Genomic DNA, 17,811 nt, shown 5'->3' on the forward strand with positions numbered 1-17,811 from the left:
TCTTCGCGAGCAGGCTCGCTCCCACAGGGGGATTGGGTTTCAGTTAGAGACTGGTGGCCAGTTTGCCGGTGGAGAGGCGGCGTTTGTAGGCGGTGTCGCGGTTGGCCAGCCAGTAGTAGAGCGGCGAGGTGATTAGTAGGCCGACCAGCCAGGACAGGTCCGCGCCATTGATGTGTTCGGAGATCGGGCCGACGTACAGCGGCGTGTTCATGAACGGTATCTGCACGATGATGCCAATCGCGTAGGCCAACAGTGCCTGCGGGTTGTATCGGCCGTAGATCCCGCCGTCGACTTTAAAGATCGAATTGATGTCGTACTGACCTTTGTGAATCGCATAGAAGTCGATCAGGTTGATCGCGGTCCACGGCACGAGCACCACGAGCAGCACCAGCACCATATCGACGAAGTGGCCGATGAAGTTGGCGGAGGCGCCAACGGCGGCGAAGCAGCAGGCGGCGAGGACGATGACCGAGAGGACGGCGCGGCTTTTGGCGGTGGGGATCCAGCGGTAGGCGAAGGTTTGGATCAGGGTGATCAGCGACAGCACGGCGCCGTAGAGGTTGAGGGCGTTGTGGCTGATGACGCTGAGCAGGAACAGCACGAGCATCAACGGGCCGATGGAGCCTGTGGCGAGTTTGACGGCGTCCATGGTGTCCATGCCGACCGGCGTGGCGAGGACGGCGACGGCGCCGAAGATGAACGAGAGGCTGGAGCCGAGCACGGTACCGAGGTAAGTGGTCCAGAATGTGGCGGCGACGGGTACGTTGGCCGGCAGGTAGCGCGAGTAGTCGGAGACGTACGGCGCGAAGGCGATTTGCCAGAGCGCGGCGAGGGACACGGTGGCGAGCCAGCCGGAGAGGTTGAAGCTGCCACGAGTGAGGAAGTCGGCGGTTTGTACGTGGGTGAAGATGTAGCCGAAGCCGAGCACGATGCCGGCGCCGAGCACCCAAGTGCCGATGCGGTTGAGCACGTGAATGAAGCGGTAGCCGATGATGCCGATGATGCCGGAACCGAGGGCGCCGATGACGATGCCGACCGGCACTGGCACGCTGTCGACCACGCCGTGCAGGGACTTGCCGGCGAGGACGATGTTGGAGGCGAAGAAGCCGATGTACATGACGCCGGCGATCAGCACCACCAGCAGGGCGCCGAGGGAGCCGAACTGGGCGCGGCTCTGGATCATTTGCGGAATGCCCATCTGCGGGCCTTGCGCCGAGTGCAGCGCCATCAGCACGCCGCCGACCAGGTGGCCGACGAGAATGGCGACGATGCCCCACACCAGGTTCAGGTGGAACATTTGCACGCCGAGGGCGCCGGTGACGATCGGCAGCGGGGCGATGTTGCCGCCGAACCAGAGGGTGAACAGGTCGCGGGTTTTGCCGTGACGATCTTCGGGCGGCACGTAGCCGATGGTGTGTTTCTCGATGAGCGGGGCGGAGGTTGTTGCAGCGGTAACCATGACGAACTCCAAGGCAATGTGAGTACGTGGACGTACTTCGGTGAGCGCCGCACGAGGGCTGCGCTTTTCTTGTTGGAGTTGATGATGGGCGGTGGGCGGGGAGAGATAAATTAGTAAGATTGTGGGTATAGACGTTAAAAAATGTATGTCGGTTGGTCGCTGGAAAACTGTGGGCATGAGGTTGCTTGCGAGGTGGGATTGGCAGGCAATAGAGGTGTTGAATGTGAGTCCGCAATCGCGAGCAGGCTCACTCCTACAGGAGCTCACCACACAATCGTGCGTGGACGCGGTTTTGTGGGAGCGAGCCTGCTCGCGAAAGCGGTGGGTCAGCTGCATTGATGTTGGCTGACACGGCCTCTTCGCGAGCAGGCTCGCTCCCACAGGGGAGATGTGTGTGTGGGGAACTAGCTGATCGACAACAGCATCCGTTGCAGCATCGCATCGCATTCGGTGAGTTGTTGGAGGCTGACGAATTCGTCGGGTTTGTGGCCTTGGTCCATGCTGCCGGGGCCGCAGACGACGGTGGGGATTCCTGCGGCGTCGAACAGGCCGCCCTCGGTGCCGAACGCCACGGTGCCGAAGGCTCGGGAATCGGAGAAAGCGGCAATCAACTCAGCGGCTTCACAGTGCGCATCCGTCGCCAGACCGGGGTACGCCGACAGCTCACTGAAGCGGATCTCACTCTGTTCACTCACGGCACGCATGCGCGGCAACACCTGTTGCTCGGCGTAGGCCTTCAGTTCCTGCGCCACATCATTGGGATCAAACGAGGGCAGGGCGCGGATTTCGAAGTCGAAACGGCAATCGGCAGGGACGATGTTCAATGCCTTGCCCCCCGAAATCACCCCGGTTTGCACGGTGCTGAACGGCGGATCGAACCGTGCATCGTGAAGCTCCGGCGCCTGCAGTCGATGACCAATGCGCCCCAACTCACCGATCAGTTCAGCCGCGTATTCAATCGCGTTGACCCCCAGCGGCGCGTACGCCGAATGGCACGCTTCCCCGTGAACATCGCAACGCATCGCCAGTTTGCCTTTATGCCCGAGCACCGGTTTCAGTTCGGTTGGCTCGCCAATGATGCACAGCATCGGTTTGACCGGACGCTGTTCCAGTTCCGCCAGCAACGAACGCACGCCCAGGCAGCCGACTTCTTCATCATAAGACAGCGCGATGTGCACCGGCACGCGCAGCGTGGCCTGTACCAGCGACGGCACCAAGGCCAGCACGCAGGCGATGTAGCCTTTCATGTCCGCCGTGCCGCGCCCGTAGAGTTTGCCGTCGCGCTCGGTGAGTTCGAACGGCGCAACGGTCCACGGCTGACCGTCGACGGGGACCACATCGGTGTGCCCCGACAGCACGATGCCCGGCACGTCCGCCGGGCCAATCGTGGCGAACAGATTGGCCTTGCTGCGTTGTTCGTTGTAGACCAGCTCGCACGGCACATCGAAGCCCGCGAGGTAATCGCGGACGAACTCGATCAGGTGCAGGTTGGACTCTCGGCTGGTGGTGTCGAACGCCACCAGCGCCTGCAACAACTCGCGGCTGTGGCTCATCGGTCGTCTCCGGCGACGCCGTAGCCAGGGGATTTGTCCGGGGCGAGGGCGCGGTCGATGTAGTCCTGAACTTGTGGGCGGTAGGCGTCCCACAATTTCTCGAGCTCACCGATAGGGTTTTCGTCGGCCCAGTCGACCCGCAGGTTGATGATCGGCCAGGTCAATTCACCCACGACGATCATCGCCGCCGAATGCACCGGCCCGGCTTCACCGCCGGCAGCAATCGCGGCTTTCATCGCGGCGAGCAAGCGGTCGGCCAGTTGGCCTTCGCCATGTTCGAAGGCTTCGACCATCGCCTCAATCACCGAGCGGTCCGCGAGCATGTTGCCGGCCGCCACGCATTGCTCGCCTGACACGGCGTTGTGGTTGCCCAGGGTTTGCGCGCCGCTGAAATGCGCGGTGCGGCCGAGGTGGTCGATGGCGGTGATTTGCCGGTATTGGCTGTAGCCGTTGCGGGTCAGGACTTTGTCCAGCGCCTCGGCCGGTGCGAGGCCTTGTTCCATCAGGGCGAGGGTTTCGGGGCCGAGTGAGGGCAGGGTGATGTTTTGCGTCGAGACCGCGCCGACACCTGGCAGCAGCCACGGGCAACGTGCGCCGACGGCGATGCTGGAGGAACTGATCGCGATGCCGAACTGACCGGTTTCGGGGCAACGGGCGGCGATGGAGAAGGTCATGGTTTTGCTCCTTGGTTAACCCTTGGCTGTTGGGGTGTCTGGGCGGGACTCTTCGCGAGCAGGCTCGCTCCCACATTTGATCTGCGTGGAATACAAATCCCCTGTGGGAGCGAGCCTGCTCGCGAAGGCCGCAATACGGTCTTACTCAGGAATCACCGCAATCACATCAATCTCCATCAACCACTGCGGCTGCCCCAGCGCCGACACCACCAACCCGGTCGAAATCGGAAACACGCCCTTCAGCCACTTGCCCACTTCCTGATAAACCGGCTCGCGATACCGCGGATCAATCAGGTAAGTGGTGGTTTTAACGATGTGGCTCAGGTCACTGCCAGCCTCTTCCAGCAATTGTTTAACGTTACGCATCGCCTGCTCGGCCTGCGCTCGTGGGTCGCCCAGACCGACCAGTTTGCCTTCGAAATCAGTGCCGACCTGGCCCCGAACATAAACGGTATTCCCGGCCCGCACGGCTTGGCACAAATCGTTGTCCAGGCTTTGGTTCGGGTAGGTTTCCTTGGTGTTGAACATGCGAATACGGGTATGGGTTGGCGTGGCCATGTGAAGCTCCTGAAAAAAGTCTTATGCGCTGACAGTGGTTTTGTGGACGACCGGCACGGCTTCAGCCTGACGCTGCGCCGCATCGTGGTAGTCGAGGTACGAACGCTGGATGGCGATGTGATCGGCCACGTATTTCGCGTCGTGCCAAACCCCCCAGATGAACGAAGACCCACGACGCGACTGCCACGGCAGACCAAGGAAATAAACCCCAGGCTCACTCGACACTCCGCGCTGATGCTGCGGCTTGCCGTTGTCGTCGAAGGCACTCACCTTGAGCCAGCTGTAATCGGTGGCAAAACCGGTGGCCCAGATGATCGAAGTCACGCCGGCCTTGACCAGGTCGAGTTCAAGAATCGGATGGGTTACGCACGCCGGATCAGGGAAGGTAATGCGTGCTTCAGGTTCCTCAGGCAGATCGAGGCCATTGCGCTCGATGTAAGCGTCGGCGGCATTGAGCAGCGCCAGGTAGTTCTCGTCACCGCGCGCCAGGTTCTCGGCCAGGTTCGGCTGGAAGGTCGCCACGGCGCCATTGAACGATTGGGTCAGGCCGACCAGGGTCATGCCGCGATGGGCGAGGCCACGGAAGTCGACGGTCTTGCCGCCATGGGCACCGCTGACCGCGATGGTCACGTGTTCCCGACCGGGTTTCATCGCCGCCTGATCCCACTCGCCGAGCACGCCCAGCCACCAGCAGAAATCGCGGTTGCGATAAGCGCGAGGCGGGCGGTCGTGGGCGCCGACCGACAGGTACACCTGCTTGCCCGAACGCTGCAATTCATCGGCGATCTGCACGCCCGACGAACCAGCGCCGACCACCAGCACAGCGCCTTCCGGCAGTTGCTCGGGGTTGCGGTAATCCGCCGAGTGGATCTGAATGAACGGCTGATCTTTGGGCGCGATAGGCGGGATAACCGGTTTCTGGAACGGCCCGGTGGCTGCTACCACACGGTTGGCCTCGATCACGCCGTCGGAGGTTTCAATGGTGAAGCCTGGGCGGCCGACATTGCGCTTGACGCTCAGCACGTCCACGCCGGTGCGCACCGGGGCGTTGAATTTCTTGGCGTAGGCTTCGAAGTAATCGGCGACACGTTCTTTCGGGGCAAAGCCGTCGGGGCTCAGGTCATCGAATTCCATGCCCGGAAAGCGGTCGTGCCACGCCGGACCATTGGCCACCAGCGAATCCCAACGGCCGGTGCGCCAGCGCTCGGCAATCCGGTTGCGCTCCAACACCAGGTGCGGCACACCGAGTTTGCTCAGGTGTTCACTCATGGCCACGCCAGCCTGACCGGCGCCAACGATCAGCGTGTCTGTTTTTGTTTTTTCTGTGGTCATCTCTTTACCCTTCGAAGTGGGATTCAGGTCGCTAATGGCCTGCCATCTCTTGGGGTCAAGACTAGGGATCACCCTGGTATCGGTAAAATATTATTAAGCTGGCATTTGAGTATAAATAACTGAGGCAGAGCGTCCGAACCCGCCTGGGCAGCGGGTTTGGAGGGGGGTTGTCGGACGCCTGTTTTGAAACGGTTACAGCATTAAGGCCAACGCCTTAATGCATCTTGCTGTGATCCATCGTGCCGAGTGCTCGTGCTTCGGCCTCCACTTCGATGGTTTCCTGCTCGCCCTTGGCGTTTTTCACCGTCAGGGTCAGCGGGACTTTATCGCCTTCCTTCACCTGAGCAGTCAGGTCAATCAGCATCACGTGGTAGCCGTGGGGATCGAAAGTCACAGGCTTGCCGGCCGGCAGCGCGACGGACTCGACCATGCCCATTTTCATCACATCGTCTTTCATGCTCATTTGGTGAATCTGTACCGTTTTAGCCACCGGGGACTGGACGCTCAGCAGGGTGCTGTCGCTGTCGGCTTGCACGGTCATGAAGGCGCCGGTGGACGGTTGGCCGGCAACGCTCGCGCGGACCCAGGCGTCGTGGACTTCGGTCTGCGCCGCGGCCTGGAACGCCAGGCCAATCAGCGACAGGCCCAGGACCAGTTGTTTGATGCGTTTGAACGATGTTGCAGTCATTAGCAGACCTCCATGACGGTGAGCAGGTCTTCTGCGCACTCTTGGGCGGTAAGGGACGCGGACAGGCCCAGGCGCAAGTTGCCCCGGGAGTCAAAGACGTAACTGGTCGCGGTGTGGGAGAGGGTGTAGCTGTCACCGTTCGGGACTTTTTCGAAGAACACGCCAAATTCCTTGGCGGTGGCGGCGGTTTCTTCCAGCGTGCCGTGCAGCGCTTCGAACGTCGGGTCGAAGGATTTGACGTATTTGTCGAGCATCTGCGGCGTGTCGCGTTCAGGGTCGAGGGTGATGAAGATCACCTGGAGCTTTTCGCCATCGCGGCCCATCAGTTTTTTCGCCTGGGCGGCGCGGGCCAGGGTGGTCGGGCACACGGCCGGGCATTGAGTGAAGCCGAAGAAAATCATCGGCATCATCCCGCGATAGCTGGTCAGCATCCGGGTTTCGCCGTCGACGTCCTTGAGCTTGAAGGTACGGCCCATGATCTTGTCGCTGAGGTCCTTGCCGTACTTGAACGACAGCTTGCTGCTGTCATCACAACCGGCCAGCAGGCCGAGGCTCAACAGGCTCATGCCGCGCAGGACAGTGCGACGGGTATACAACGTACTCATGGGGGAAAATCCTGTGTAGCGACGTGAAATCTTGGGCGGCTGATGAATCAGACGAAAAAAGCGCGTGGATATTAACAAACTGTAGCGGTCTGCTGGTCATTGTCGGACCGGCGCGGGTGGCAGTACAGAGACAGAACCGGCAAAAAACTACGGATCAGACGAACAGGACCCCCTGCCAGCGGCAATTATCCAACCCATTTCCTGCCGGCTGCTAAGCTTCGACCTTGCAGCGTCCGAGCCTTCCCCGGCGGGGGCGTTGTAGAGGGTCAAGGAGTACGACTTCAGTATCAATTCCACCTCCAAAGAGGTGGCGAGCGATTGTCGATAACCTGCACGGAGGCAGGCAATGGTGATCAAGCACGTTGGCAATTCAAGTGCCGAGGGTGTTCCCGAGCCACTTGATCGTGAAGAAATGGAGCGGGTGCTGGCGCAACTGTTGGCCAGCCCGGTGTTTGCCAAGTCCAGGCGGATGGGCGACCTGTTGCGCTTCCTGGTCGATCATGACCTTCAAAGTCCGAACATTGCACTGACCGAGCACGCCATCGGCCTGGCGGTGTTTCGCCGTGATCCGGCGATTTACTGCACCGGCGACGATCCGGTGGTGCGCGTGCAGGTGGGGCGATTGCGCCGCAAACTCGCGGCGCATTACGCCACCAGCGGTCAGCAAGATCCGGTACACCTGAGTATTCCGGCCGGGTGTTATCGCCTCGCCTATCAACGGCTTCGGCCCAAGGCAATCGCGACACGCCACCCGGTGTTGCAGATTCAGCCGTTCACCTGCATCACCCGCGACGGCGACGACTTTGCCCGGGGCTTGTGTGAAGAGCTGAGCTGCAGGCTGTTCGAATCGTTCGAGCAGACGCAAAACCGTGGCAACCATGTATTGATGAAGGTGCCGCGCAGCAGCGTCAAAGCCTCGGACCTGGTGCGGGCCGGGCGCGGCAATTATTCGCTGGAGGGCAGTGTGCGGGTTGAGTCGACCCGGGTTCGGGCTTCGGTGCGCCTGATTGATGTCGCACAGGGGCGGATTCGCTGGTCAGAACAGTTTGATCGCAATCGCCCTTACGGCATCGCCACTCAGGAGGATCTCGCGGAGTCGATCTGCCAGTCATTGACCGGGTATTTCGCCCGTGGTGGCAGTGACGCTTGAGTAGACGGGGCAACCGCAAGGTTGCCCCGGTTGCAGGTGTTACACGACGGTCCAGCTGCCTCCGGAGTAGAGGCGGGTGGCATCGTTGGCGTTAGTCAGGTCGATTTCGACGGATTGAGAGCGTGAGGTGCTGAACATGGTGCTGGTCTGCACGTTCTGTTCGAACCACACCAATATGGTTTCGACCGGGGTCAACGCCGTGGAGCCGAGGACCACTGGATTGGAGGCCACGTAGATCGGGGTGCTGACCTGCTTGCCATCGATGCCGGTGGACAATTGGCTGACGCCAGGGTGGATGTTGCCGTAATTGTTGACCAGGGTGATCGCCGTGTCAGGGCCGCCGGTCGTCGCCGGGCCCATCAACCCCGAATTGTCGAGTACTGACTGTTGACCCAGTCCAATCGTGACGATGTTGGTCGAGACTTCCACTTGCACGTTGGCCTGGAACGAGTTGGAGCCGAACAGCTGATACTGCGGGGTCCAGCTGAAGGTGTTGTTGCTGAGGTATTGAACATAGGACTGCCAGACCACGTTGAAGGCTTCGTTACCGACCTTCTTGGCGAAACACAACTTGTAGCCTGATTGTTTAAGCGTGGTCAGGTCGCCCGCGGCGATCTGGATTTTGACCGATTTTTGAGTCGCCTCCAGGGTCGACGTCAGGACCTTGCTGTAGTCAGTGGTTTTCAAGGCCGTTGGCGCGGCCAGCAGCGATTTGACGGCGGCCTGCACGTTGTCATGAAGTTTTTGTTGATGCTCGCTTACTGCAATGGATTTGCTCATGGTTTCCCTATTCCTTGGTGTGGTGTGTCGGGCAATCAATGGCTCATTGAGCACATCGACGGCTTCACTGTAGGCGGGCGGAGCGGGGCGGCGAAGTGTCTTGGCGTTACAGTCAGAGGGCGCATCAACACGGTTCCAGCCCGGCAGGTAACAGCGTGTGTAACGGCGGAGTATCAAGCGATGAGACAGCGGGGCGGCCCTTCGACCGCCCCGCCGTGGCCTCAGTGCGCCGCCGCACTCACCGGTGCATCAGCAAAGGTGAAGTTCCAGCTGGTGCGTTTGCCCTTGGCGACCTCGATCAGCTTGTTCTCGAACACCGTCTGACTGACCTCGCCGATATAGGTCATTTTTCGGCGGGCATTGTCGCCGGTCACTTCACCCGGCTTGCCGCCAGATTCGACCATGGCCTTTTTCAGATCGGCTTCCGACGGGACGCTGCTCTGGTTCTTTTCAACAATGACGAAATACATGGTGTCACCTCTTCCGTGATGGGGGGATCGATGGGCAGCCGGGCCGAACGTCCGTGCCTGCACACCGAAGGCACTACTTTATTGGCCGGCCAGGCCGCGCAGAAGTGACAACACGGTCGCTGAGGTAACAGCGTGGAGTTCGTCGGAATCAGCCACGTAACAAGGGCGTATCAAGCGACGCCGTCACGGTGCAATGAAGGCGCGTATCGCCTGAATGGTCGCCGTCGGCGCTTCCTCCATCAGCCAGTGCCCGGCGCCCGGGATCACCACTTCGGTGACGTTGTCCGCCGCGTTGCGCATCACGATGGCTTCATTGGCCCCAAAGGATTTTTCACCGCCGATGGCCAGCACCGGCATGGTCAGCCGTGTCTTCATCGAGGCTTCGTTGTCCACGGCGTCCTGGCGAATGCTGCGGAACTGGGCGAAGGCCGCGTGCATCACACCGGGGCGGGCATAGAGCTTGGCGTAATGCTGGCGGGTGGCTTCATCGACTTTGCTGCGGTCGCCCGCAAACTCGTTCCAGAAGCGGTCCAGGTAAATGCGTTCACGACCCGCCACCAGGCGCTCGGCGTCCGGCCCGCCGAAGTCGAAATGCCAGAGCATCGGCGAGCGGACGATGTCGTTCCAGGGCGGAATGCCGGGCACCGGCGCATCCATCACCACCAGGCGATCGGTCAGTTGCGGATAACGCGAGGCGTAGGCGAAGGCGACCATGGTGCCGATGTCGTGCCCGATGACCACTGAATGCTCGATCCCCAGCGCGGCCAACACTCCTCGGACGTCACCGGCCTGGGTCTTCTTGTCATAGCCGCTCTCCGGGATCGCCGACAGCCCGAGCCCGCGCAAGTCCGGCACCACCACGGTGTGGTCCTTGGCCAGGTCCGCCGCCAGTGGCGCCCACATGTCACCGGTGTCGCCGAAACCATGCAGCATCACCACGGCCGGTCCCTTGCCGCCGACGCGCACATGGATCTTGACGCCTTCGACGCTGATGTCCTGCGTATGAAAAGAGGCGGGGAACGGCGTAACCCCGGCCAGCGCCGGGAGACTGAGTGCAAGCAGCAATGAAGCGGTCAGCAAGGTGCGCAGCATGGCGGTCTCTCCCAAGGTACGCGTGGGAAGTGGCGTACCTGAAGCAGCGTAGACCGCTTTACGGCACGCGCTTTTCCATGGTCGCTTTCAGCGCTTCCGTCACCAGCGCCAGCACAATCGGCTCTGATGTCGAACGCATATCCCCAGCGACGGTGGCTTGCTGAGCTTTGACCTTTTCCACGTATTGCGACGCGGGTCCATCGGCGACCAGCGATGACAGCTCTTCCTCGGAGAACGACTTCTCATAGGCCCGCGCCAGGTTCTCGTCCCATTCCGGCTGGTACTTGGGCAGCAACGCGGCGATTTCTTCGGAGACGATGCGGTTGGTGTCATCAGCCCCCAGCTTCTCGGCAATCACCGACCAGGACACCGTGCCCTGCGCCGCCGACAGGGCGATGACCGGGAGATTGCTGCCCATGTGCGCTTTGGCGACTAATGTGCGCGCTTCATTCAGGGCCGGTGCATCGGCAGAGGCTGGATTTGACAGGGCAAATAACACGGTCAGCAAGAGGGCGGCGGAAGGCATCCGGTTCACAGTTGGGCTCCATGGGCGACGGGGAAAAGGGGCATCAGGAGAGCGTAGACCGAGGTTCATTGCCCAACCATTGGTTTAATCAATAATCACCATCAAGCAATGCAAGTTCTGTTTTTTCGTCATGGGAGGAGGATAGCCACATACCGAATTCGCCTTTGAAGGAACCTGTGCGATGAGAATGTCTACCTTGCTGGCTTTTATCGCCGTATTCACCGGCAGCGTCGCCGCCACCGTGCCGGCCTACGCGGCTGATCCTGCTTGCCATTTCCCCCCTGTCGCCGACAGCACAGCCAGCCTGCAACACGCCCAATCGGTGGGTGTGCTTTACAGCGAAAACACCGCCAACACCCTTCAATACCTCGAGCAATACCATGCGGTGGCAGTGAACGGCGCGAAAAACCCGCAGCTGGATTCGCGCATCAGCAGCGCGTTCGTCAACAGCTCCGATCCGAAACTTGCGATCAACTGGCTGATGGGCTCGCTGCAAAAACAGTTCGGCTCGGTGACGGTCTACGACAACCTCGACGCACTGGTGCAAGCCCACCCCGACGTGGTGGTGATGCTGGACACCTACAGTCGCCTGGTGTCCAAGCGCAATAACCAGGTCGAAGCGCGTTTCATGGCCAAGTTCTACGATGCGAGCCTGCAGTACATCGGCCAGGCCGAAGGCTCACGCGCACAGCAAATGCCTTCGGTTTGGGTGCATGGCAAAGCGGCGCCGGAAATTGCCGCGCAAATCGACCGGCAAACCGAATTGCAGGTGACTGCGCTGAAGCAGTTTGATGCTTCGCTGAAGGCGCTGGTGACCTCGGGCAATGTGGCGCAGGTGGCGAGTAACTGATGTCGGCGTTCGCCGTGCAAAGTGGAAACGGGGATTATTGAATCACCGCGTTCATCAAGCGCCTCACCGCTTCTGCCTCGACAGCCCCTTCGGCGCCACCCTCAGCAAACACCGCGCAACTCGCGGTGTTTGCACCTTCGCCGCAACGATAGACCGCGATCACGCTGCCCGGTCCGCCGCCGGTGTGTCCGCTCAAAACCAGTCCACCCTCGACCGCGCCTTGCATCAGGCCAAGCGCATAACCCGGCGCCACCCACGGTCGCCCGGTGATCGGCCCGCCAAGCGTACGAACCGATTGCATCTCGCGCAGTAACGCCGGCGGCAGGGTCTGACCGGCCAGTAGACGATCCAGACAAACAGCGGCTTGATCCAGCGAGCCAACCAGCAAGCCGTGATAAACCCAGCGTGGGTCGTACGATTGCGCGGTGCCCATGTTCACGCCCTGCAGATCGGCGGGCGTTTTGGCGAGACGGACGCCTGACAAACCGAGAGGTGAAAAAACCAGTTCAGTCAGTGCTTCTTCCAGTGCAAGACCGGTCAGGCGCTCGATGAGTTTCGCTACATACAGGTAGCCAACGTTGGAATATCGCCAGCCGTCACCGGGTGTGTAGCGCAACCGGGTAGCGTCCAGCCGTAGCAGCATTTCATCGACGGGCCACGGTGTTTCGTTGCTCGCCACGGCAGCGTGGTATTGCGCCAACTCTGCGTAATCCGCCAGTCCGGCTTCATGCCGCAGCACTTGGCGCAAGGTGAACGGTCCTTCCAGCATTGTTTCGCCCAGGTCGAACAGGCCATCACGCACCAGTGATAACGCGGTGGCGCTGAGCACGGTCTTGGTGAAACTCCACCAGGGAACGGTCACCTGAGGGTGTGCAGGCGTCAGTGTTGAACCGTTGGAGACAAGGGCAAAAAGCATGGGTGATGGCTGCTCTGGACGAAGGCACCGGGGGAGTTTGCCAGAAACCTGATCAATCACCGCCTCGATTGTGTTTTTCCGGTGGCTTGGCTAATCTCGCACAAACACGCAAAAACAGGCATAAACATGCAAGATCAGCACGCTGCATCCGAGCTACCTTCCGTGCGCCGGCAAAAAATCCTCCTGATCCTTGAGCGCGACGGCAAGGTCATGGCTTCTGAGTTGAGCCAGCATTTTGCGGTGTCTGAAGACACCATCCGCCGTGATTTGTCAGAGCTCGCCAGCGCAGGACTGGTGCAACGGGTGCATGGCGGGGCGTTGCCGCGACCTAAAGACACGGGCAAGGATTTCTTCACCCGGGTCGGTGAAACCGATGAAGTGAAAACGCGCCTGGCGCAACTCGCCGCGCGACGGGTGCAGGATGGCCAGATTGTGCTGTTCGATTCCGGCAGCACCACGCTGCAGATTGCGCGGTCGCTGCCGGCGGACATTGCCATCACGGCGATTACTGCGTCGCCGATGATCGCCATTGCCTTGGCCGACTACAAAGGCATCAAAGTGATCCTCGCTGGCGGGCAACTCAATCCCGCGACGATGTCGGCCAGCGGACAGGATACGTTGCGACTGATTGAGGGGATCAAGGCCGATTTGCTGTTCACCGGGGTCTGCGCGATTCACCCCGATGTCGGCATCAGCTCGTTGCATTTCGATGAGGTGCCGGTGAAGCAGGCGATGCTCAACAGCGCGTCACACGTGGTGGCGGTGACCATGGCGGACAAACTGGGGGCGGTGGAGCCGTTTGTGGTCGCGCCGTGCAATCGCATCAACACGCTGATCACCGAGCAGCAGGTGGCATCGGGCAACGTTGAGGATTATCAGCGGTTGGGCATTGAAGTGGTTCAGGTCGACGCTTGAGCTCAAGCGTGACCCAGCGCAATCGCGAACGACACGACGATGAAGCAGGCAAAGGCAAAATTCAGGTTCATGAGGGCGTCGTCCGACTTATCCGAGATGGCGCCATCTTGAATAAGCCGGGGACAAATAAAAAATTCGGCTTCGTGATGTAAAAGATCGAAGGTATTGATACCTAAGCCAGGTACTTGTGAAACCACGCCAGCGTACGGTCCCACGCCAGCTTCGCGGCAGCCTCGTCGTATCGGGGCGTCGAGTCGTTATGAAAGCCGTGATTACAGCCCGGATAAATGTAGGCTTCATAGGTTTTGCCTGAGGCTTTCAACGCCGCTTCATACGCCGGCCATCCTTCGTTGATGCCCTTGTCCAGCTCGCCGTAATGCAGCAGCAAGGGCGCCTTGATCCTGGGCACATCCTCAGCCTTTGGCTGACGACCATAAAAAGGCACGGCCGCCGCCAGTTCCGGATACGCCACGGCCGCGGCGTTGGCGACACCGCCGCCATAGCAGAAGCCGGTAATGCCGACTTTGCCAGTGGTGGTGTCGTTCTTCATCAGCCATTCGATGGCAGCGAAAAAATCATTCATGAGCTTTTCCGGATCGACCTTGGCCTGGAGCTCGCGGCCCTTGTCATCGTTGCCGGGATAGCCGCCCACAGAACTCAAACCGTCAGGGGCGAGGGCGATGAAACCGGCCTTGGCAACGCGGCGGGCGACGTCTTCGATGTAAGGATTGAGCCCACGGTTTTCATGCACGACCACCACCGCCGGGACTTTGCCGCTGGCCTTGGCCGGGCGCACCAGATAGGCCCGCACATTGCCGTGGCCCTTGGGCGAGGGGTAGGTGATGTACTCGGGCAGGATGTCCGGGTCGGTGAATTCCACCTGTTCGGCGAGCGCGTAGTTGGGGCTCAAGGACGCGAGCAGTGCGCTGGCGGTCAAACCGCCCAAGGCAAACAACGCCGCACGATCGAGAAACTCTCGGCGGTTGATCTTGCCATGGACGTAGTAGTCGTAGAGTTCGAGCAGTTCGGGGGCGAAATCTTTGGCGGTAAGGCGTTCCATCGAGGCGCTTTCGGTGTATTCAGGATTTGAACCAGTAAAGCAGCGTTTGGCCCACAACCCGGGCCATTCGTCCGGGTTGTGGCAAATGGTGTGCCGTGGGGACTAATGCCCACCCACCACCATGTGACTGAACGGCGCCACATACGCCTGCAACGTCACCAGCCCGCCGACCAGAATCGCCAGCACAATCGAGTGGAAGAACACATACCGCAGAATCTCCCCCTCGTGGCCGTACCAGCGCGTGGCCGTGGACGCGACCACAATCGACTGTGCGTCGACCATCTTGCCCATGACCCCGCCAGAACTGTTCGCCGCCGCCATCAGCACCGGGCTGATCCCGAGCTGTTCGGACGTCACCCGTTGCAAGCCGCCGAACAGCACGTTGGAAGCGGTGTCCGAGCCGGTCAACGCCACGCCGAGCCAGCCGAGGAGGGTGCCGAACATCGGGTAGAAAATACCGGTCGCGGCGAAGGCCAAGCCCATGGTCGCGTCCAGTCCCGAGTAGCGCGTGAGGTAACCCAGGGCCAACATCGCCGCGATGGTGATAAGCGAGTAGCGCACCACCCACAGCGTTCGCAGGTATTGGCGAGCCAGTTGCGGGATCGAGTAGCCCATCAGCAGACCGCCGAGGATGGCGGACAGCAAGATGCCGCTGCCGGTGGCGGTGAACCAGGTGAACTTGTAGATCGCCTCTTCGGTTTTCGGTGCCGGCACCACCGGCGGCACCTTCTCGATTTGCTGGTGCAAGGTGGTGAAGGTCAGGGCTGGCGCGAAAACCGGGTTGGCTTCGCGCAGTGGTTTACCCTGCGGGTCGAGTTTGACCGACTGGGTTTGCGGATCAATTGCCGGGCGGGTATCGAACATGTTTTTGAAACCCTGGGTGCCCCAGGCGAACACGAAGATCGTCAGGATGATCCACGGCATCCAGGCGCGCATCACCGCCGGTTTTGCATCAGCGGAAAAGGTCGCACTGGCCGCCGGTGCCTGCTCATGTTCAGCATCGATTTTCGAGTTGTCGACGCGCCCGGTCAGGGCGGCCGAGGTGTGCACCGTGGCCGGCTTCCAGACCTTGAGGAAACCGGTCAGGCAGGCCATGGAAATCAGCGCGGCGATCACGTCCACCAGCATCGGGCCGTGGTAGTTGGATACGAGGAATTGCGGGACTGCGAAGCTGACGCCGGCCACGAGGATCGCCGGCCAGATCTCGAGCATTTTGCGCCAACCGGCGAACGCCCAGATCAACCAGAACGGTACCAGTACCGAGAAAAACGGTAGCTGTCGACCGACCATCATCGACAGTTCCATTTCATCCAGCCCGGTCACCTTGGCCAGGGTAATGATCGGTGTGCCCAGCGCGCCGAACGCCACCGGCGCCGTGTTCGCGATCAGGGCCAGGCCGGACGCGGCCAGCGGCGAGAAGCCCAACCCGATCAGAATCGCACCGGTCACCGCCACAGGCGTGCCGAACCCGGCCGCACCTTCAAAAAACGCGCCGAAGCAGAAGGCGATCAGCAGCAGTTGCAGGCGTCGATCGTCGGTGATGCGCGCCAGGGAATCCTGCAGCACCTTGAACGAGCCGTTCTCGGTGGTCAGTCGGTGCAGGAAGATGATGTTGAGCACGATCCAGCCAATCGGCAGCAAGCCGTTGGCCGCGCCGAATAACGCCGCCGAGCCCGCCATGTTGGCCGGCATGCCGAAGGCAAAGATCGCGATGAGCAACGCGGACGCCAATGCGAGCAGCGCCGCCATGTGCGCCTTGATGTGGAAAAACGCCAGTGAGGCCAGCATCACCACCACCGGCACGGCGGCCATGAGGGTTGAAATGACCGGGTTACCGAAGGGATCGTAGATTTGCTGCCAGACCATGTTCCACCTCTGCTTGTTATTGTGGGTAGCGCAGGCCCCGGGCGGGGTTGGTGAAATGCAGTATAGGTGGCATTACGCCGCTGTCTCGGCAGGTTCGTCGCCATTGAAACGTGCCGTGGCCGGCCATGATCCCGGGCGAACTTCTACTACGCTCAGAAGGATGCCTGACTCGATCCATCCACCACGCGGGGGAGACAGCGATGACTGAACGCCATGAGGAACACAAGGAGACGCTTTCCAACGGATGCTCGATCAAAGTCACAGCCGAGATACAGCAAGACGGTTCCCTGAAAATGCTCATCAAGGTGTACCGGCCGGACGGCTCGGAGATTGCTGAGGACCATCCGTCCCCGCATTTGCTGGACTTCGAGGCAGCGATGGACTGGGCCATCGAAAAAGCCAAGACCATCGGCAACAGTCAGCAAACGTTGTAAGAGCGGCTCTTCACCGCTCGGGTCATCGTCCTTATTGCGTACCGAACATGGCCGTCCAGTAGATGCCGGCATCGCTTTTCGGATCGTTCGCGTAAGCCGCGCCGAGCTCACGGAACTGTGGATTCATCAAGTTGGCGCAATGACCGGGGCTGGCCAGCCAGCCGTCGACCACCTTGCGCACGGTGTCTTGCCCGGCGGCAATGTTCTCGCCGATCTGCTGAAAGTTGTAACCCGCCAGTTCCGCGCGATCCCCCGGTGTGCGGCCGTCGCGGTCCTTGTGATCAAAATAGTTGCCGTTGGCCATGGCCCGCGAGTTGGTTTCGGCGGCGGACGCAAGAGTGGCGTTCCAGGCCAGCGGGGTGGTTGCGGCAAATGCCTGGGCGCCGCACTGACGGGGTTTACTGCGCGCGACGTTGAGCTCGACCAACAGCTTCTGGCCTTCGGCGGCGGCATCACCCAGACGCGCGGTCAACAGCGGGCGGGCCAGCACGATGCGCCAGTCGTTGCCTTGGCGGCTGACGCCGATGTCGACGAATTTCAGGTTCAGCACCACCTGGCAGAAGCTTTCCTGTACCGCCATCATCGCCGCTTGCGCATCACGCGGGCCGGTCAGGGATATCGCTTGCACATGCAGCATCGGATACGACGCGCGCACCATGGCCTGCTGCAAGTCAACCTGTCCGCTGGCCGGCAAAATCAGGCGCGGATCGCTGTTCAACGGTGGCAACTCCGGCGAGATCTGGCCGGCGCAATTCTGCGGCAGGCTGCGAAAGGCGTTGATCGAATCGGCCAGTTGCGTTTCCTCGGACGCCATCGCCGTTGTGGCCAGCACCAGACCCAACGACAACCCCGACAAGCGCATAGCGGATGAAAAGACGTGCAT

19 protein-coding genes are annotated in these 17,811 nt (G+C 60.9%); 4 read left to right on the plus strand and 15 right to left on the minus strand.

Annotation, left to right across the window (positions count from 1 at the left end; all coding sequences use genetic code 11):
* Nucleotides 1–43 precede the first annotated feature (43 nt).
* From AC07N8_RS18865 to AC07N8_RS18895, 7 genes are all read right to left on the minus strand, one after another.
* Complete coding sequence (locus AC07N8_RS18865; RefSeq protein WP_483839831.1) at nucleotides 44–1,459, minus strand: purine-cytosine permease family protein; 1,416 nt, start codon at nucleotides 1,457–1,459, stop codon at nucleotides 44–46.
* Between the two features lie 404 nt (nucleotides 1,460–1,863).
* Nucleotides 1,864–3,012 (minus strand): acetylornithine deacetylase, encoded by a 1,149-nt coding sequence (gene argE, locus AC07N8_RS18870; protein WP_493145601.1) that lies wholly within the window; start codon nucleotides 3,010–3,012, stop codon nucleotides 1,864–1,866.
* Nucleotides 3,009–3,686 carry a DUF1028 domain-containing protein gene (locus AC07N8_RS18875; protein ID WP_493145600.1) on the minus strand — a complete coding sequence of 226 codons (678 nt, stop codon included), beginning with the start codon at nucleotides 3,684–3,686 and terminating at the stop codon, nucleotides 3,009–3,011. Before AC07N8_RS18875 ends, argE begins: the two co-directional genes overlap by 4 nt.
* 141 nt (nucleotides 3,687–3,827) lie before the next feature.
* Nucleotides 3,828–4,244 (minus strand): RidA family protein, encoded by a 417-nt coding sequence (locus tag AC07N8_RS18880; protein ID WP_027925290.1) that lies wholly within the window; start codon nucleotides 4,242–4,244, stop codon nucleotides 3,828–3,830.
* Between the two features lie 21 nt (nucleotides 4,245–4,265).
* A complete protein-coding gene (locus AC07N8_RS18885; protein ID WP_493145649.1) occupies nucleotides 4,266–5,612 on the minus strand; it encodes a flavin-containing monooxygenase in 1,347 nt (448 codons plus the stop codon).
* A gap of 178 nt (nucleotides 5,613–5,790) precedes the next feature.
* The gene (locus tag AC07N8_RS18890; RefSeq protein WP_483839828.1) at nucleotides 5,791–6,264 is read right to left on the minus strand and encodes a copper chaperone PCu(A)C; all 474 of its coding nucleotides are present in this window, start codon (nucleotides 6,262–6,264) and stop codon (nucleotides 5,791–5,793) included.
* Nucleotides 6,264–6,869, minus strand: a complete 606-nt coding sequence (locus AC07N8_RS18895; protein WP_027925294.1) for an SCO family protein — start codon at nucleotides 6,867–6,869, stop codon at nucleotides 6,264–6,266. Before AC07N8_RS18895 ends, AC07N8_RS18890 begins: the two co-directional genes overlap by 1 nt.
* A 346-nt stretch (nucleotides 6,870–7,215) precedes the next feature.
* On the opposite strand from AC07N8_RS18895, the gene AC07N8_RS18900 reads away from it, so the two are divergent.
* Nucleotides 7,216–8,019, plus strand: coding sequence for a hypothetical protein (locus AC07N8_RS18900; RefSeq protein WP_493145599.1), 804 nt, complete (start codon nucleotides 7,216–7,218; stop codon nucleotides 8,017–8,019).
* Between the two features lie 39 nt (nucleotides 8,020–8,058).
* Here the strand turns inward: AC07N8_RS18900 and AC07N8_RS18905 are convergent, their stop codons facing one another.
* From AC07N8_RS18905 to AC07N8_RS18920, 4 genes are all read right to left on the minus strand, one after another.
* Nucleotides 8,059–8,799 carry a hypothetical protein gene (locus tag AC07N8_RS18905; RefSeq protein ID WP_493145598.1) on the minus strand — a complete coding sequence of 247 codons (741 nt, stop codon included), beginning with the start codon at nucleotides 8,797–8,799 and terminating at the stop codon, nucleotides 8,059–8,061.
* Nucleotides 8,800–9,020: 221 nt separating this feature from the next.
* Nucleotides 9,021–9,269, minus strand: a complete 249-nt coding sequence (locus AC07N8_RS18910) for a hypothetical protein (RefSeq protein WP_123436051.1) — start codon at nucleotides 9,267–9,269, stop codon at nucleotides 9,021–9,023.
* Between the two features lie 183 nt (nucleotides 9,270–9,452).
* Nucleotides 9,453–10,361 carry an alpha/beta fold hydrolase gene (locus AC07N8_RS18915; protein ID WP_493145597.1) on the minus strand — a complete coding sequence of 303 codons (909 nt, stop codon included), beginning with the start codon at nucleotides 10,359–10,361 and terminating at the stop codon, nucleotides 9,453–9,455.
* Nucleotides 10,362–10,419: 58 nt separating this feature from the next.
* The gene (locus AC07N8_RS18920) at nucleotides 10,420–10,896 is read right to left on the minus strand and encodes a DUF2059 domain-containing protein (RefSeq protein WP_493145596.1); all 477 of its coding nucleotides are present in this window, start codon (nucleotides 10,894–10,896) and stop codon (nucleotides 10,420–10,422) included.
* A 172-nt stretch (nucleotides 10,897–11,068) separates the two neighbouring features.
* Between AC07N8_RS18920 and AC07N8_RS18925 the strand changes: the two genes are divergently transcribed.
* Nucleotides 11,069–11,737: an ATPase gene (locus tag AC07N8_RS18925; protein WP_493145595.1), complete on the plus strand. Its 669-nt coding sequence runs from the start codon at nucleotides 11,069–11,071 to the stop codon at nucleotides 11,735–11,737.
* A 34-nt stretch (nucleotides 11,738–11,771) separates the two neighbouring features.
* On the opposite strand, the gene AC07N8_RS18930 is transcribed toward AC07N8_RS18925, so the two are convergent.
* The gene (locus tag AC07N8_RS18930; RefSeq protein WP_493145594.1) at nucleotides 11,772–12,653 is read right to left on the minus strand and encodes a serine hydrolase domain-containing protein; all 882 of its coding nucleotides are present in this window, start codon (nucleotides 12,651–12,653) and stop codon (nucleotides 11,772–11,774) included.
* A 126-nt stretch (nucleotides 12,654–12,779) separates the two neighbouring features.
* Here AC07N8_RS18930 and AC07N8_RS18935 point away from each other — a divergent pair, with 126 nt between their 5' ends.
* Nucleotides 12,780–13,568 (plus strand): DeoR/GlpR family DNA-binding transcription regulator, encoded by a 789-nt coding sequence (locus AC07N8_RS18935; protein ID WP_493145593.1) that lies wholly within the window; start codon nucleotides 12,780–12,782, stop codon nucleotides 13,566–13,568.
* Nucleotides 13,569–13,740: 172 nt separating this feature from the next.
* Here the strand turns inward: AC07N8_RS18935 and yghX are convergent, their stop codons facing one another.
* Nucleotides 13,741–14,628, minus strand: a complete 888-nt coding sequence (gene yghX / locus AC07N8_RS18940; RefSeq protein WP_483839819.1) for a YghX family hydrolase — start codon at nucleotides 14,626–14,628, stop codon at nucleotides 13,741–13,743.
* A 102-nt stretch (nucleotides 14,629–14,730) separates the two neighbouring features.
* Entirely contained in the window at nucleotides 14,731–16,494 is a 1,764-nt protein-coding gene (locus tag AC07N8_RS18945) for an L-lactate permease (protein ID WP_483839816.1), read from the minus strand.
* A 200-nt stretch (nucleotides 16,495–16,694) separates the two neighbouring features.
* Here AC07N8_RS18945 and AC07N8_RS18950 point away from each other — a divergent pair, with 200 nt between their 5' ends.
* Nucleotides 16,695–16,928, plus strand: a complete 234-nt coding sequence (locus AC07N8_RS18950) for a hypothetical protein (protein ID WP_493145592.1) — start codon at nucleotides 16,695–16,697, stop codon at nucleotides 16,926–16,928.
* 31 nt (nucleotides 16,929–16,959) lie between these two features.
* On the opposite strand, the gene AC07N8_RS18955 is transcribed toward AC07N8_RS18950, so the two are convergent.
* Nucleotides 16,960–17,811 (minus strand): CAP domain-containing protein, encoded by an 852-nt coding sequence (locus tag AC07N8_RS18955; protein WP_493145591.1) that lies wholly within the window; start codon nucleotides 17,809–17,811, stop codon nucleotides 16,960–16,962.

The sequence above is a fragment of the Pseudomonas sp. GW821-FHT10C09 genome, assembly GCF_059415465.1.